Source organism: Arthrobacter sp. V1I7 (assembly GCF_030817015.1).
In the GTDB taxonomy this organism is placed as follows: domain Bacteria; phylum Actinomycetota; class Actinomycetes; order Actinomycetales; family Micrococcaceae; genus Arthrobacter.
On sequence record NZ_JAUSYS010000001.1, the window covers coordinates 2,058,330 to 2,073,871 of the forward strand.

12 protein-coding genes are annotated in these 15,542 nt (G+C 67.5%); 5 read left to right on the top strand and 7 right to left on the bottom strand.

What is annotated here, in order from left to right:
* Window position 1: 1 nt before the first annotated feature.
* Window positions 2-1,369: an acetyl-CoA C-acetyltransferase gene (locus tag QFZ69_RS09630; protein WP_307000075.1), complete on the bottom strand. Its 1,368-nt coding sequence runs from the start codon at window positions 1,367-1,369 to the stop codon at window positions 2-4.
* A gap of 60 nt (window positions 1,370-1,429) precedes the next feature.
* Between QFZ69_RS09630 and QFZ69_RS09635 the strand changes: the two genes are divergently transcribed.
* Both QFZ69_RS09635 and QFZ69_RS09640 read left to right on the top strand, forming a co-directional pair.
* Window positions 1,430-2,179: a TetR/AcrR family transcriptional regulator gene (locus QFZ69_RS09635; protein WP_306917648.1), complete on the top strand. Its 750-nt coding sequence runs from the start codon at window positions 1,430-1,432 to the stop codon at window positions 2,177-2,179.
* The gene (locus QFZ69_RS09640; RefSeq protein WP_306917650.1) at window positions 2,176-4,293 is read left to right on the top strand and encodes an acyl-CoA dehydrogenase; all 2,118 of its coding nucleotides are present in this window, start codon (window positions 2,176-2,178) and stop codon (window positions 4,291-4,293) included. Before QFZ69_RS09635 ends, QFZ69_RS09640 begins: the two co-directional genes overlap by 4 nt.
* A 119-nt stretch (window positions 4,294-4,412) precedes the next feature.
* Here QFZ69_RS09640 and glgA read toward each other — a convergent pair whose 3' ends face one another.
* A complete protein-coding gene (gene glgA, locus QFZ69_RS09645; RefSeq protein ID WP_306917652.1) occupies window positions 4,413-5,618 on the bottom strand; it encodes a glycogen synthase in 1,206 nt (401 codons plus the stop codon).
* A gap of 102 nt (window positions 5,619-5,720) precedes the next feature.
* Between glgA and glgC the strand changes: the two genes are divergently transcribed.
* On the top strand, window positions 5,721-7,139 hold the full coding sequence (gene glgC / locus QFZ69_RS09650) for a glucose-1-phosphate adenylyltransferase (protein ID WP_373461860.1): 1,419 nt from the start codon (window positions 5,721-5,723) through the stop codon (window positions 7,137-7,139).
* 54 nt (window positions 7,140-7,193) lie between these two features.
* Window positions 7,194-8,702: an SDR family NAD(P)-dependent oxidoreductase gene (locus tag QFZ69_RS09655; protein ID WP_306917654.1), complete on the top strand. Its 1,509-nt coding sequence runs from the start codon at window positions 7,194-7,196 to the stop codon at window positions 8,700-8,702.
* A 13-nt stretch (window positions 8,703-8,715) separates the two neighbouring features.
* On the opposite strand, the gene QFZ69_RS09660 is transcribed toward QFZ69_RS09655, so the two are convergent.
* The gene (locus tag QFZ69_RS09660; protein ID WP_306917656.1) at window positions 8,716-9,159 is read right to left on the bottom strand and encodes a universal stress protein; all 444 of its coding nucleotides are present in this window, start codon (window positions 9,157-9,159) and stop codon (window positions 8,716-8,718) included.
* 246 nt (window positions 9,160-9,405) lie between these two features.
* Between QFZ69_RS09660 and QFZ69_RS09665 the strand changes: the two genes are divergently transcribed.
* On the top strand, window positions 9,406-10,140 hold the full coding sequence (locus QFZ69_RS09665) for a response regulator transcription factor (protein ID WP_306917657.1): 735 nt from the start codon (window positions 9,406-9,408) through the stop codon (window positions 10,138-10,140).
* Between the two features lie 48 nt (window positions 10,141-10,188).
* On the opposite strand, the gene QFZ69_RS09670 is transcribed toward QFZ69_RS09665, so the two are convergent.
* The 4 genes from QFZ69_RS09670 to QFZ69_RS09685 all read right to left on the bottom strand — a co-directional run bounded on the left by QFZ69_RS09670 (window position 10,189) and on the right by QFZ69_RS09685 (window position 15,467).
* Window positions 10,189-11,880: a GAF domain-containing sensor histidine kinase gene (locus tag QFZ69_RS09670; RefSeq protein WP_306917659.1), complete on the bottom strand. Its 1,692-nt coding sequence runs from the start codon at window positions 11,878-11,880 to the stop codon at window positions 10,189-10,191.
* 221 nt (window positions 11,881-12,101) lie between these two features.
* Window positions 12,102-12,953, bottom strand: a complete 852-nt coding sequence (locus QFZ69_RS09675) for a transglutaminase family protein (protein ID WP_306917661.1) — start codon at window positions 12,951-12,953, stop codon at window positions 12,102-12,104.
* Window positions 12,950-13,876 carry an alpha-E domain-containing protein gene (locus QFZ69_RS09680; RefSeq protein ID WP_264353791.1) on the bottom strand — a complete coding sequence of 309 codons (927 nt, stop codon included), beginning with the start codon at window positions 13,874-13,876 and terminating at the stop codon, window positions 12,950-12,952. The genes QFZ69_RS09675 and QFZ69_RS09680 overlap by 4 nt, the downstream gene beginning before the upstream one ends.
* A complete protein-coding gene (locus tag QFZ69_RS09685) occupies window positions 13,869-15,467 on the bottom strand; it encodes a circularly permuted type 2 ATP-grasp protein (RefSeq protein ID WP_306917663.1) in 1,599 nt (532 codons plus the stop codon). Before QFZ69_RS09685 ends, QFZ69_RS09680 begins: the two co-directional genes overlap by 8 nt.
* Window positions 15,468-15,542 lie beyond the last annotated feature (75 nt).

Genomic DNA, 15,542 nt, shown 5'->3' on the forward strand with positions numbered 1-15,542 from the left:
CCTAGAGTGCTTCAAGAATCGCGACGACACCCTGGCCGCCGGCGGCGCAGATCGAGATCAGTCCGCGGGCGGGGCGCCCGTCCACCTGGCCTCTGGCGTGCAGCATCTTAGCCAGGGAGGCCGCGATCCGTCCGCCGGTGGCCGCGAAGGGGTGGCCGGCGGCGAGCGAGGAGCCGTTGACGTTGAGCCTGGACCGGTCGATGCTGCCGAAGGCGCCGGCCAGGCCGAGCCTGGTGCGGCCGAATTCCTCATCCTCCCAGGCCGCCAGCGTGCTGAGCACGGTACCGGCGAACGCCTCGTGGATCTCGAAGAAGTCGATGTCGTCGAGGGTGAGGCCGTTCCGGGCGAGCAGCCGGGGCACCGCGAAGGCGGGGGCCATCAGGAGTCCGTCCTTGCCGTGCACAAAGTCCACGGCTGCGGCTTCGCCGTCAACGACAGCGGCCAGCTTCGGCAGATCGTGGGCGTCGGCCCACTCCTCGGAAGCGAGCAGGACGGTGGAGGCGCCGTCGGTGAGCGGAGTGGAGTTTCCGGCGGTCATGGTCGCCGCCGCACCCAGGTACTTGCCGAAGACCGGCTTGAGCGTGGCCAGCTTCTCAAGGCTGGTGTCCGCGCGCAGGTTGGAGTCCCTGCTGAGCCCGCGGTAGGGGGTGAGCAGGTCGTCGAAGAACCCGGCGTCGTAGGCGGCCGCGAGGTTGCGGTGGCTGTTGTAGGCCAGCTCGTCCTGCGCTTCACGGGTGATTTTCCACTGGGCGGTGGTCAGTGCCTGGTGTTCGCCCATCGACAGGCCGGTGCGCGGCTCACCGGTGTTCGGGGCATCGGGGGCGAGGTCCTTGGGCCTGAGACGGCTGAGGATCTGGAGCCGCTGGGGCAGTGTCCTGGCACGGTTCAGGTCCAGAAGGGCCTCGCGGAGTCCCTCGCTGACGGCGATGGGGGCGTCCGAGGCGGAGTCGACGCCGCCGGCAATGGCCGAGTCGATCTGGCCAAGCTTGATCTTGTTGGCAAGGCCGAGGACCGTCTCCAGCCCCGTGGCGCAGGCCTGCTGCAGGTCATAGGCCGGGGTCTCGGCGGACAGCGGGGAGCCCAGCACGGCTTCGCGGGTCAGGTTGAAGTCGCGGGAGTGCTTGAGGACCGCACCGGCAGCCACTTCGCCGATCCGTTCGTCCTGCAGGCCGAACCGGGCGATCAGGCCGTCCAGGGCCGCGGTGAGCATGTCCTGGTTTGAGGACTTGGTGTAGGCGCCGCCGGTCCGGGCGAAGGGAATCCGGTTGCCGCCCACCACCACTGCCTTGCGGAGTTGCGGCGTTGCTGCCCGAGCGGCGGAAGGGGTCGAATCCGTGAGTCCGGGTGCGGACTGTCCGTGGACGGACATGGCTGTCTCCTTAGATCAAAGCGGTTACCGATACCCAGCGTACCTGATACGCTGGGTATCGTGAACAATCCCGCTGATCCTCCGGAATCCGGTGCTGCCCGGGGCGCGCCGGCGTCCGTGGACGGCCGCGCATCGCGCTGGCAGCGGCACCGCGAGGACCGGCGCCGGGATCTGATCAAGTCCGCCCGTAGGGCCGTCCACGCCCTGGGCAGCGATGCCTCCATGGAGGAGATTGCTGCCGCGGCAGGAACCTCCAAATCGGTGTTCTACCGTTACTTCGGGGATAAGGCCGGGCTTCAGCAGGCCGTGGGAGAAGTGGTGCTCAGCCAGATGCAACGGCGCATCCAGGAAGCCGCGCAGGGTGCGCAGACACCCCGCCAGGGGCTGTATGCGATGGTCTCCGCCTACCTGCAGATGGCCGAGACGAGCCCCAACGTCTACACCTTCGTCACCCGCTATGCGCCCGGCGATGCGGAGGCTGCCAACGGCTCGATCGCCACGGCCGGAGCCCTCAGCCACTTCTTCGCTGCCATCAGCGACATGATCGCCCGGCCCATGCGCAGCCACCTGGCCCCCTCCGCCGGACGGGAAGCCGTGATCGGCTACTGGCCCAGCGCCGCGATCGGCCTCGTCCGGAACGCCGGCGAACAATGGCTTGCCAGTCCGGCATCGCCCGGCAAGCCGGATCAGGAAGCGATGGCACGGCAGATTACGGACTGGCTCTGCCTCGGCATCGCCCCCGAGCTCCGGAACCTCGAGCCCCAGACTTCAGAACCGACCTTGTCAGAACCAACGAAGGAATCGACATGACCGAACTAGCGGACCGCACCGCGGGTCCCACCGACAGCACGCCGTCGACGACGGCGACGTCCGTCCACCCGGCGGCCGGCTCACCCGCCGTCGACGTTGCCGCGCTCGGCGAACTTCTCCTCGGAAGGTGGGCCGACGCCCGGCGGGCATCCCGGGCCCTCGCCGGCATGCCGGAGCTGCACAAGACCGAGGGTCTGACCCACACCGAGCACCGGAAGCGCGCCTTCGGGCAGCTGAAGATCCTGGTCGACAACGGCGCCGTCCACCGCGCCTTTCCGCAGTCCGTAGGTGGCATGGACGAACACGGCGGCAACGTGGCCGGCTTCCAGGAGCTGGTCATCGCCGACCCCTCGCTGCAGATCAAAGCCGGCGTGCAGTGGGGCCTGTTCGGCTCCGCCGTGAACCACCTTGGCACCGAGGAGCACCACAAAAAGTGGCTGCCCGGCATCATGAGCCTGGACATCCCCGGCTGTTTCGCCATGACGGAAACCGGGCACGGCTCCGATGTGGCCAGCATCGCCACCACCGCCGCCTACGACCCCGCGACCGAGGAATTCGTGGTCCACACGCCGTTCCGTGCGGCGTGGAAGGACTACATCGGCAACGCCGCCATCGACGGGCTCGGTGCCGTCGTCTTCGCCCAGCTCATCACGCGGGGCGTCAACCACGGCGTGCACGCCTTCTACATGGACCTCCGCGACCCCGGAACGCAGGAATTCCTGCCGGGCATCGGCGGTGAGGATGACGGCGTCAAGGGTGGCCTCAACGGCATCGACAACGGCCGGCTGCACTTCACCCACGTCCGGATCCCGCGCACGAACCTGCTGAACCGCTACGGAAACGTGGAGGCCGACGGCAGCTACAGCTCCCCCATCGCCAGCCCGGGCCGGCGGTTCTTCACGATGCTCGGGACCCTGGTGCAGGGCCGCGTCTCGCTCGACGGCGCCGCGGTGACGGCATCGAAGCTGGCCTTGAAGACCGCCGTCCAGTACGCCACCGAACGCCGCCAGTTCAACGCCTCCTCCACGACTGATGAGGAGGTTCTGCTGGACTACCAGCGGCACCAGCGCCGACTTTTCACCCGGCTCGCCACCACCTACGCCGCGGGCTTCGCCAGTGAGCAGCTGCTGCAGAAATTCGACGACGTCTTCTCCGGCCGGAATGACACCGACGAGGACCGCCAGGACCTCGAGACCCTGGCCGCGGCCCTTAAGCCGCTCAGCACCTGGCATGCCCTGGACACCCTGCAGGAGTGCCGCGAGGCCTGCGGCGGTGCCGGTTTCCTGATCGAGAACCGCTTCGCCTCGCTGCGCGCCGACCTCGACGTCTACGCCACCTTCGAGGGCGACAACACGGTCCTGCTGCAGCTTGTCGCCAAGCGCCTGCTGGCCGACTACGCCAAGGAATTCCGCAACGTGAATTTCGGCGTGCTGGCCCGATACGTCGTCGGCCAGGCCACCGGTGTGGCGCTGCACCGTACCGGCCTGCGCGGCGTTGCCCAGTTCGTGGCCGACTCCGGCTCGGTGCAGAAGGCGGCTCTCGCGATCAAGGACGAAGCCAGCCAGCGGACCCTTCTGACCGACCGGGTCCAGACCATGGTGGCCGAGGTGGCCGCCGCCCTGAAGGGGGCGAACAAGCTCCCGCAGCAGCAGGGAGCGGCGCTGTTCAACCAGCACCAGAACGAACTCATCGAAGCCGCCCAGGCGCACGCCGAGCTGCTCCAGTGGGAGGCCTTCACCGAAGCCCTCGGCAAGGTCACGGACCCCGGCACCAGGGCGGTCCTGACCTGGCTCCGCGACCTCTTCGGCCTGTCCCTGATTGAAAAGAGCCTGTCCTGGTATCTGATGAACGGCCGGCTCTCGATGCAGCGCGGCCGCACCGTGGGCGAATACATCAACCGGCTCCTGGTCAAGATCCGCCCGCACGCCCTGGATCTGGTGGATGCCTTCGGCTTCGGCCCGGAGCACCTCCGCGCCGAGATCTCCACCGGCGCCGAAAGGGTCCGCCAGGACGAGGCGCGGGGCTACTTCCGCGCGCAGCGCGCGAGCGGCCAGGCGCCCGTGGACGAGAAGATCCTGTTGGCCCGTAAGGCCGCTGCCGCGAAGCGGCGCTGACCGCCGCCCCGGGGACTTACGCTCACCGCAGCCGGACGAGGACGGCGGGAACCCTGCCGGCCCAGGACGACGACCGCGCCGCCCCCTCAGCCGGGGCGGCGCCGTCGTGGTGGTTGTTCTCAGGAGCCGTTCGGAAGCACCGAACGGTACACCTCGAGGGTGGTTTCGGTGATGGACTCCCAGGAGAAGTGCGCCTCGGCCCGGCGTCGGCCGGCCTCCCCCATGGCCCGGGCACGCCCGGGATCGGTGACCACTTCGGTCAGGGCCGCGGCGAACTCGGTGACGAACTTTTCCGGATCCAACGGTGTGCCGGTGCCGTCGGTGACCTGCTCGATCGGTACCAGCAACCCGGTTACGCCATGCTCCACCACTTCCGGGATGCCACCGGTGGCGCTGGCCACGACGGCCGCCCCGCAGGCCATCGCCTCGAGGTTCACGATGCCGAGCGGCTCGTAGATCGACGGGCACGCAAACGCCGTCGCGTGGCTGAGCACCTGGACCAGCTCGTTGCGCGGGAGCATCCGCTCCACCACGATGACTCCGTCGCGCTGGCTCTGCAGCTCTTCAATCAGCCGTGCCGTTTCGGCCGCCAGCTCGGGGGTGTCCGCCGCGCCCAGGCACAGAACCACCTGGACATCGGCCGGCAGCTTCGCGGCAGCCCGCAACAGGTACGGCACACCCTTCTGCCGGGTGTTGCGGCCCACAAAGACCACGCTCGGCCGCTCGGGATCGATGCCGAGGGCACGGATGACGTCGACACCCTCGTCCCGGTTCCACAGACTGACGTCGATCCCGTTGTGCACGACCCGCACCTTTGCCGGGTCAACCTCCGGGTAGCTGCGCAGGATATCCTGGCGCATCCCCTCGGAGACGGCGATGATGGCCGCGGCCGACTCGTAGGCGGTCTTTTCCACCCACGAGGATACGGCGTAGCCGCCGCCGAGCTGCTCGGCCTTCCACGGGCGGAGCGGCTCCAGGCTGTGGGCGCTCAGCACATGGGGAATCCCGTGCAGCAGCGCGGCGATGTGCCCGGCCATGTTGGCATACCAGGTGTGCGAATGCACAAGATCCGCTCCCGCAATGTCCGGAACGATCCGCAAATCCACCCCCAGCGTCTGCACGGCAGCGTTCGCTCCGCCCAGGTCCTCGGGCACCGCGTACGACGTGACCGTCGCTCCGTGGTACTCAGATTCCCGGGGCGCGCCGAAGGCACGAACCTGTAAATCCACACGCTGGGCCAGCACCCTGCTGAGCTCGGCCACATGGACTCCGGCACCGCCATAGATTTCGGGCGGGAATTCTTTAGTCACAATGTCTATTCGCACAAAACCCAAGGTAGTCGTTACGGTCGAACTGATCTAGTGTGAAGACGTCCGGGCGTGCCGGACATATTTGGGGAGCAACAAAGGCGTTCAGGAGCGATCACCATGCCGCAGCAAAAAAAGGTCTTGGCAATTGTCCTCGCAGGTGGCGAGGGAAACCGGCTCATGCCGCTCACGGCGGACCGGGCCAAACCCGGCGTCCCGTTTGCCGGAAGCTACCGGCTCATTGATTTTGCGTTATCCAACCTGGTCAATTCCCGCTACCTGCAGATCGTCGTCCTGACGCAATATAAATCCCACAGCCTGGACCGCCACATCTCCGAGACATGGCGGATGTCCACCCAGCTCGGCAACTACGTCGCCTCGGTCCCGGCGCAGCAGCGGGTCGGCAAGAGCTGGTTCCTCGGCAGCGCCAACGCCATTTACCAGTCCCTGAACCTGATCCATGACGCCAACCCGGACATCGTCGTCGTCGTCGGCGCCGACCACGTCTACCGGATGGACTTCGCGCAGATGGTCGAGCAGCACGTCGCCAGCGGCGCCCGGGCCAGCGTCGCCGCCGTCCGGCAGCCGCTGCACATGGCCGACCAGTTCGGCGTCATCGAAGTGGACCAGGACGATCCACGGAAGATCGCCGCGTTCGTCGAGAAGCCGTCCTCCACGCCCGGACTCGCTGCCGACCCGACCCAGTTCCTGGCCTCCATGGGCAACTACGTCTTCGACACCGACGCCCTCATTGAGGCCCTGCACGTGGATGCCGAGCGGCTCGACACCAAGCACGACATGGGCGGCGACATCATCCCCTACTTCGTCAACAAGGGTGAAGCCGGGGTCTACGACTTCACCCTCAACGACATCCCCGGCTCCACCGAACGCGACCGCACCTACTGGCGCGATGTCGGCACCATCGACTCGTTCTACGACGCGCACATGGACCTCATCTCCCCGGTGCCCGTGTTCAACCTGTACAACTCGGAATGGCCGATCTACACGCGGCAGACCATTTCCCCGCCGGCCAAATTCGTCCGCGGCATGGGCAGCACCGTCGGCACGGCGCTGGACTCGATCGTCGCCAGCGGGGTCGTGATCTCCGGCGGCATCGTGGAGGGTTCCGTGCTATCCAACGACGTCTACGTCGGCACCTCCAGCCGGGTGATCGACTCCGTCCTGATGGACAAGGTCAGCATCGGTGAAGGCGCCGTCGTCAGGCGGGCCATCATCGACAAGAACGTCAGAGTGCCGGCCGGGGCGGCCATCGGCCTGGACCCCGAACTGGACCGCGCCCGCGGCTTCAAGGTCACTGACTCCGGCATCACGGTCCTGTCCAAGGGCCAGGACGTTCCCGAACCCGGCGACGCGGAGCGCGCCCTCTCGGCCGCCAACCTGCACCTTGTTCCCGACGCGGTAAAGGCGGCCACCGCGAATTATCCGGAGTGGCAGGAATCCAGCGAGAAGGCCGGACGCGCCCGCGCGGCCGCCGTGGGCGTGGAAGCTCCCGCCCAGCAATCGACCCAGGCCTACTGAGCGGCGGAGCCCGGTCGACGGGCCGGGCTCCCCGCAGGCTGTAAAATTAGGGCAATGAGCTCCCCCGATCTGCCTTTCGACCTGATCCCTGCCGATGCGGCGCCCGTCGCTGTCGTCATTGCCGAGCTGACGGCAGCGGAAATCCAGGCCTGCCTGAAGGTCCTGAACAGCATCCACGTCTACGACGAGGAACACCCCGACTACGTTTCGGTCCGCCGCGCCACCGGCAAGATGTTCAAGGCCGTCAAGCGGCACCGCCGGGTCACCAAGCGGGACTTGATTGCCGAGGCAGACCGCGCCGTTCTGTCCCAGACCGCGACGGCGGCCCCCGACCGGATCGACGACGAGACCCGGGGCAACAAACTCGCACCGTCCGCTACGGGAGAGATCGCCGGCCACCTGATCAGATCCCGCCCGTGCTACATCTGCAAGCAGCACTTCACCCAGGTGGACGCCTTTTATCATCAGCTCTGCCCCGAGTGCGCCGCCTTCAGCCACAGCAAGCGGGACGCCCGCACGGACCTGAGCGGCCGCCGCGCGCTGCTGACCGGCGGCCGGGCAAAGATCGGCATGTACATCGCCCTCCGGCTGCTCCGCGACGGCGCCCACACCACCATCACCACCCGCTTTCCCAAGGACGCCGCGCGCCGCTTTGCTGCCATGGAGGACAGCGGCGACTGGCTGCACCGGCTCCGGATCGTCGGGATTGACCTCCGCGATCCCTCCCAGGTGATGGCCCTCACCGATTCCCTCGACGCCGCCGGGCCGCTGGACATCATCATCAATAACGCGGCCCAGACCGTCCGCCGCTCCGGCAATGCCTACAAGCCCCTGGTGGACGCGGAGGACGAGCCGCTGCCCGCAGCACTGCACGCCGCCAACGGCGGACCCGAGCTGGTCACCTTCGGTCACGCCCACGACAAGCACCCGCTCGCCCTGGCAAGCACCGTCCTGGAGCACCCCGTCCTCGCCGGTGACGCCGTCACCTCGCTGGCGCTGTCCACCGGGTCCGCGTCGCTGGAGCGCATCTCAGCGGGCACCGCGATCGACGCCGGCGGGTTGGTTCCGGATCTGGCCTCGATCAACAGCTGGACCCAGGTGGTGGACGAAGTGGATCCGCTCGAGATGCTCGAGGTGCAGCTGTGCAATGTGACCGCTCCGTTCCTGCTGGTCAGCCGGCTGCGCGGGGCCATGAAGCGTTCCACCGCGAAGCGGAAATACATCGTGAACGTCAGTGCCATGGAGGGCCAGTTCTCCCGTGCCTACAAGGGCCCCGGCCACCCGCACACCAACATGGCCAAGGCCGCGCTGAACATGATGACGCGGACCAGCGCCCAGGAGATGCTCGATGCGGACGGCATCCTGATGACCGCGGTCGACACCGGCTGGATCACGGACGAACGCCCGCACTACACCAAGGTCCGCCTGATGGAGGAGGGCTTCCACGCCCCTCTGGACCTTGTCGACGGCGCTGCCCGGGTCTATGACCCCATCGTGATGGGCGAGGCGGGCGAGGACCAGTACGGGGTCTTCCTGAAGGACTACAAGCCCAGCCCCTGGTAATCGGCCTGCCGGGCTACCTGTTCTCCGGGGCGTGGACCACCAGTACCGGGCAGTGGGCATGCGCCACCAGGGCCGAGCTGACCGAACCCAGCAACAGTCCGCCGAAACCGCCATGGCCGCGCCGGCCCAGGACCAGCATGTCGGCGGACCGGCTGGCCTCAATCAGCGCGTACCTCGGGTGCCCCTGCACCAGGCGGGTTTCCACGGTGGAGGGCAGTTCCGGGCCGAGGGCTTGTTCGACGGCGTCCCGCAGGATCTCGCCGGCCCGGACATCGAAGTGGTCGATGCCCATCGCCACGTAGCCGCCGTAAACGGGCGGGGCGTCCCAGCACGCGAGTGCGACCACGTTCGCCGAGAGCGGGCCGGCAAGGGCGACCGCATAGCGGAGCGCTTCGATGGAGGCCTCAGACCCGTCGACGCCCACCACGATCATTTTCACGGCCCTTGCCGTGCTCATGGCCGGTCCCTTCCTCGAGCAGATGGCACGTTTTGCCCCAGCATCCCGTCAACTGCCCGGGTTGCCTAGGGCCGAAGGTCACGGCGCCGGGATCCCGTTGCGGACGGAGACGGGCGACTTTCCGCCCCGGTGGGTCAAACGGCCCTTGTTCCTGACCGGCTCGTAGAGAAGAATTGCAGAGCACGCTGACGGAACAACGTTGACGGAACCCACTGCCGGCACCGGCAGTAGCCGGACGGGAGAATCATGATTGCCTGGTCAGACGCGGGTCTCACTGCGCACGACGGCCTTCCCAGCGTCATCCGTGTCTTCATCCTGGATGACCACGAACTCGTCAGACGGGGGCTGCAGGAGCTTCTCGAGGGCGAGGGCTTCCTCGTCGTCGGCAGTTCCGGGTCCGCCGTGGAGGCGGCACGCCGCATCCCGGCGCTGCATCCGGACGTCTGTGTGCTGGATGCCCGGCTGCCGGACGGGACCGGCATCGAAGTCTGCCGGGACGTCCGTTCCGTGGACCCCTCACTGAACTGCATCATCCTCACGAGTTTCGATGACGAGCAGGCACTCCGCGGCGCGGTGCTGGCTGGTGCCAGCGGTTACGTGCTGAAGGAGATCGGTGGCATGGACCTGATCGGTGCGCTGCGGCGGGCAGCGCGCGGGGAATCGCTCTTCGAGGATGGGGTCGCGGCGGGCATCGTCGGCAGCATGGTCGAAGCCGATGAAGTGGACCCGCGGACGTCCTCGCTCACCCCGCAGGAACGCCGCGTGCTTGAACTCGTCGGCGGCGGATTGACCAACCGGCAGATAGCGGCCGAGATGTTCCTTGCGGAGAAGACCGTCAAGAACTATGTCTCGTCGCTGCTGGCAAAGCTGGGCTTCGAGCGGCGCACCCAGGCCGCCGTTTTCATCGCGAGCCCGGCGCCGCCCGTGCAGTCCGGCAGCCACTCCGCGGCCGACGGAAGCCGCCCGCACAGCATCCGCTAAAGCCCGCGTCCTTGGGCCACGTCTGCTGACCACGGTTCAATGCAGCTGCTAAAGCGGGACGGACCACTCCAAGCTGGTTCCGGCGTCGAGGGCGCTGGTGATGGTGCAGTCCCCGTCCAGCATCCGCGCCCGGTCCTCCAGATTGGCCAGCCCGTTGCGCTTTTCCGGTTCCGCGAAGCCCGATCCGTTGTCCGTGATCACGACGGTGACCCGGCCCTTGATTACAGCAACTGACACGGAAATGGCGTCGGCGCCCGAATGCCGGATCGCATTGCTGAGCCCCTCTGAGACCACGGCCACCACGTTGTCCGCCTTCTCCGGCGTCACGGCGTCCACCGGACCGGTAATGGTCAGCCGCGGAGTGAACGGCATGGACTTGGCGGAACTCCGTGCCACCCGTCGGATCCGGCCGCTCAGCAACTCGGTCTCACCGCTGCCGCTCCGGAGCGAGTAGATGGTGTCGCGGAGGCTGCGGATAGCTTCATCGAGCTCGCCGGTGATGGCGCGGATCCGTTCCAGGGCAAGGTCATCCCTGGTGTAGCGGGCCAGGCTCTGCACACTCAGTCCGGCCGCGAACAGCCGCTGGATGACGAGGTCGTGCAGGTCCCGGGCAATCCGGTCACGGTCCGTGAACACCAGCAGTTCCTCACGGAGCCGATGGACGCGGGCCAGCTCCAGCGCGAGGGCAACATGGGAACCGAAGACGGCGCCCATTTCAATGTCCGTCCGGGCGAACTGGAGCGCCTCGGGATCGCGGACCAGCAGCAGGAGGCCGTGATGCGCTCCTTGGGTGCTCAGCGCGACCGCCAGGAGCGGGCCCGAGATCGCGCCGTCGAGTTCCCCGAAAAGCGCCGCGGCGTCGTCAAGCAGTACCGGCTCCCCGCCGTTCAGGACACCCTGGAGCTGGGGCGAGTCCAGGGTCAGGGACCGGCCGGAGAAAGCGGGGGCGCGGTCGCCGGCGGCTCCGGCGACCAAGTAGCCGGGACCGGTCACGGCCGGCGCCACGATCAGGGCCAGTTTCGAGCCTGACTCCTGCAGCGCCCGGCTCGCGATCGGGTCCAGGCCGCCGGCGGTGTAGTCCCGGTCGCTGCTGAGCATCAGTCCGGAGACGTCCATGCATGCTTCCAACCAACGGGCCCGGCGGCGGGCATCGTCGTAGAGGCGGGCGTTTTCGATGGCGACGCCGGCGGCCGCGGCAAGGGCGACGGCCAGCCCCTCATCTTCGGCAGTGAACTCGCTGCCGTCCTCCTTCTCGGTCAGGTACAGGTTGCCGAACACCACGTCCCGGACCCGGATCGGGACCCCGAGAAAAGACTGCATCGGGGGGTGGTGGTCCGGCAAGCCGTAGGCTTCGGGATGCGCGCGCAGATCATGCAGGCGCATCGGCCGGGGATCGGAGATCAACAGCCCGAGCACCCCGTGGCCGGTGGGCAGCGGACCGATCCGCTGCGCGAGCTCACCGTCGATGCCGATGGAGATGAAGTGGCTTAATGCCTGGTCGTCACCGATCACGCCCAGCGCACCATAGCGGGCACGCAGCAGCCGGCACGCTGATTGGACGACGCGTTCCAGCACGGCGTCCAGGCTGAGGTCCTCCGCGACCGCAACGACGGCCTCGAGCAGGCCGGCCATCCGCTCCTGGGACTGCAGCAACTCCTCGGCCCGCGAAACGAAGCCCTTGAGGACTCCGTCATTTCTGGGTTGTGGCTCGGCGGTTGCTTGCTCCCGACTGTCACCCATTAAATGCATTTTCCTGCCCCAATTCACTACCCCGCGTTCACTACCCCGCGCATCGGCGCTGACGACGTGTTGACAGAATACGCCTGAGAGCTGTCGAAATCCTTGGAAGCCGGCGCTGGTGGCCCTTCTGTGACCTTGGGTCCTGGCTCCGTTGCACCGGTGTGATCTGGTCTCGGCGCCCGCGCACCGGACCGGATCCGGCGCGGCGGCGCAGATGGATCCTAGGCGACGCGGGTGATTTCCACGGTCACATTGAGGGCTGAACCGCCGCCGCCCGAGAGTATACCCTTCAGCGGGGGCACGTCGCGGTAGTCCCGGCCGCGTGCCACCGTGACGTGGAAATCACCGGCCGGCTTGTGGTTCGTGGGATCCCAGCTCCGCCATTCACCGTCCCACCACTCCAGCCAGGCGTGCGACTGGCCGGCCACGGTTTCGCCGAGCTCCGCCGTCGACCGCGGGTGAAGGTAGCCGGAAACGTAACGGGCCGGGATCCTGCAGCTGCGCAGCGCGCCGATGGCGAGGTGGGCGAGGTCCTGGCAGACGCCCTGCCGCTGGCTCCAGGCTTCCTCGGCGTTCGTGGTGACTCCGGTGGAACCCGTCATGTAGGACATTTCACCGCGCATCCACTCGAACACGGCAAGGGCGGCCTGGTGCGGATTGCGGCCCTCGACGACGCCGGGAATGATGCCGAGGACCTCGGTGCCCGGGGCCGTGAGCTGGGACTGGGGAATCCAGTCGCTGAACTGGTCCAGTGTTTCCGGAGCCGCCAGGACGTGCCAGCCGACGATGTCCGCCTCGGACGGAATCTTCTCCACCCGGTGCACCTCGACCGTGGTCGTGGCCAGCACTTCCAGATGCTCGTGCGGCATCTGCATGTCGAAAGCCGTCACCCGGGTGCCCCAGTAGTCGCGGTAGCTGCTCAGCGCGGCCTGCGACGGCGAGACTTTCATCGAGGACTCCAGCACCACCTGCTGGGGATCCGTCAGCGGCGTCATCCGCGCCTCGTTGTAGGAGAGCGTGACGCGCTTGTTGTACTTGTAGGCGGTCTTGTGGTTGATCCTCAGCCGGGTCATGAAACTTCTCCCACCCAGGCCAGTTCGTCTGCCTGATTGAAGTACTTACGGGAAATGGCGTCGGAGGCTTGCGAAACGGCCTTCTGCACCCGTTCCATGTGCTCCGGCAGTTCCGACATCAGGTCATCCGTGCGGTGGAACTCCAGGAAGGTGCGGGCCTGACCCACGATCCGCCGGGCGTCGTTGATGAAACCGACGCGCTGGGCCGAAGGGTCGAGCTTGGCCAGGCACTCGTCGGCGTCACTCAGGGCGTAGACGATGGAGCGCGGGAAGAGCCGGTCCAGGAGCAGGAACTCGGCCGCGTGCTGGTCGCCGAAGGCCGCGCGCCGGGTCCGCAGGAAGGACTCGTAGGCCCCGGCACAGCGGAGCATGTTCACCCACGACATGCCGGCAGAGAGGACATCGCGGGTGGAGAGCATCCGCGCGGTCATGTCGGCGCGCTCCAGCGAACGGCCCAGGACCAGGAACAGCCAGCTCTCGTCATGGCTGACCGTGGTGTCCGCGAGGCCGCTGACCATGGCCGTGCGCTCCAGCACCCAGTTGCAGAAGCGGTACGTTCCCACCACATCCTTGCGGTGCTGGTTGAGCCCGTAGTATGTGGTGTTCAGGCTCTCCCAGAGCCCGGACGACACGGTTTCCCGGGCGCGGCGGGCGTTCTCCCGCGCCGCGCCCAGGGACCCTGCTATCGAGGTGGCGCTGTGCTTGTCATAGGCCAGCGCGTTCAGGAGCTCATTGAGGCCGAACTCGTCACTTTGCGGGCGGGCGCCCATCACCGCGAGAAGTTCCTGCGCGACGCTGCGCTGTTCTTCCATCGGCAGATGGTTCAGCCGTTCGAGGTGGACGTCCAGGATGCGGGCGGTGCCGTCGGCCCGTTCCACATAGCGGCCGATCCAAAATAGTGATTCGGCAATGCGGCTAAGCATTCGCGGTTACCTCCTGCGCATCCGAAATCTGTTGCTGTTGCTGTTGCTCCGTCTGGCGGTCCCGCCAGTTGCTTTCCACCGGCCAGACCGAGACACGTTCGCGGACCGCGACCGCCGGCCGCGGAGCAGTCTCTACCGGGACCTGCGGGGAGTCCGCCAGCACCCAGGTGTCCTTGGAGCCGCCGCCCTGGCTCGAGTTGACGATCAGGGAACCTTCCTTGAGCGCCACACGGGTCAGCCCGCCGGGCAGGACCCAGACCTCGTCGCCGTCGTTCACGGCGAACGGACGCAGGTCCACGTGGCGGGGGCCGAACCTGTCGCCGCTGAGCGTGGGGACGGTGGAGAGCTGCAGCACGGGCTGGGCGATCCAGCCGCGGGGGTCCGCGAGAACGCGTTTGCGCAGGGCCTCCAGCTCGTCCTTGGACGCGTCGGGACCGATCACGAGGCCCTTGCCGCCGGACCCGTCGACGGGCTTGACCACGAGTTCGTCCAGACGGTCCAGGACTTCTTCGCGGGCTTCCTTTTCTTCCAGCCGGAAGGTGTCCACGTTGGCGATCACGGGTTCTTCGTTCAAGTAGTAGCGGATCAGGTCCGGCACGTAACTGTAAACGAGCTTGTCGTCGGCGACGCCGTTGCCCACGGCATTGGCGATCGTGACGCCACCGGCGCGGGCCGCGTTCACCAGCCCCGGGCAGCCCAGCATCGAGTCGGCCCGGAACTGCAACGGGTCCAGGAACTCATCGTCGATCCGTTTGTAGATGACATCCACCCGCTGTTCGCCCGCCGTGGTCCGCATGTAGACCCGGTTGCCGCGGCAGATGAGGTCCCGGCCCTCGACGAGTTCGACGCCCATCAACCCGGCGAGCAGGGTGTGCTCGAAGTAGGCGCTGTTGAACACGCCGGGGGTCAGGACCACCACGGTGGGATCGTCGACGCCGGCGGGAGCGGTCTTCCGCAGGGCGGACAGCAACCGGCGCGGGTACTCTTCGACCGGCCGGATCAGCTGCTGGCCGAAGGCTTCGGGGAGCCCCTTGGCCATCGCACGCCGGTTTTCCAGGACGTAGCTGACCCCGGACGGTACACGCACGTTGTCCTCCAGGACCCGGAACGTCCCCGCGGCGTCGCGGACCACGTCGATGCCGGAGATGTGGACCCGGACGCCGCCGGCCGGTTCGAAGCCGTGCACCTGGCGGTGGAAGTGGGCGCTGGTGGTGACGAGTTGGCGCGGGATGACGCCGTCGGCCACCACGGTCATCTTGTCGTAGACGTCGTTAAGAAAGGCCTCGAGGGCCCGGACGCGCTGCGCCACGCCCTGCTCCAGGACTGTCCATTCATCCGCCGGGATCACCCGGGGGACGATATCCAGCGGGAAGGGCCGCTCCTCGCCCGCGAAGTCGAACGTGACGCCGCGGTCCAGGAAGGTACGGGCCATGGAATCGGCGCGGGCCGAGACATCAGCCAGCGAGAGTTCACGCAGGGCACCGGCAACCTGCCCGTAGGACTTCCGGGCCAGCTGCCCGGGGGTAAACATCTCGTCGTAGGCACCCGTGCGCAGGGCAGCCTCGGAGTAATCCTCGAAAAGGTCAGACATGGTCACTAGCCAACCACCTTTTCGTTTCGAAATCATTTCGGGCGGCGGGTTCAGCCACGGGTCGGAGCTGACGCG

Excerpts from the sequence above, each read along its gene's own strand:
- QFZ69_RS09630 (WP_307000075.1), bottom strand. The coding sequence starts at position 1,369 with ATGTCCGTCCACGGACAGTCCGCACCCGGACTCACGGATTCGACCCCT.
- QFZ69_RS09640 (WP_306917650.1), top strand. The coding sequence starts at position 2,176 with ATGACCGAACTAGCGGACCGCACCGCGGGTCCCACCGACAGCACGCCG.
- glgC (WP_373461860.1), top strand. The coding sequence starts at position 5,721 with ATGCCGCAGCAAAAAAAGGTCTTGGCAATTGTCCTCGCAGGTGGCGAG.
- QFZ69_RS09655 (WP_306917654.1), top strand. The coding sequence starts at position 7,194 with ATGAGCTCCCCCGATCTGCCTTTCGACCTGATCCCTGCCGATGCGGCG.
- QFZ69_RS09660 (WP_306917656.1), bottom strand. The coding sequence starts at position 9,159 with ATGAGCACGGCAAGGGCCGTGAAAATGATCGTGGTGGGCGTCGACGGG.
- QFZ69_RS09665 (WP_306917657.1), top strand. The coding sequence starts at position 9,406 with ATGATTGCCTGGTCAGACGCGGGTCTCACTGCGCACGACGGCCTTCCC.
- QFZ69_RS09670 (WP_306917659.1), bottom strand. The coding sequence starts at position 11,880 with ATGGGTGACAGTCGGGAGCAAGCAACCGCCGAGCCACAACCCAGAAAT.
- QFZ69_RS09675 (WP_306917661.1), bottom strand. The coding sequence starts at position 12,953 with ATGACCCGGCTGAGGATCAACCACAAGACCGCCTACAAGTACAACAAG.
- QFZ69_RS09680 (WP_264353791.1), bottom strand. The coding sequence starts at position 13,876 with ATGCTTAGCCGCATTGCCGAATCACTATTTTGGATCGGCCGCTATGTG.
- QFZ69_RS09685 (WP_306917663.1), bottom strand. The coding sequence starts at position 15,467 with ATGTCTGACCTTTTCGAGGATTACTCCGAGGCTGCCCTGCGCACGGGT.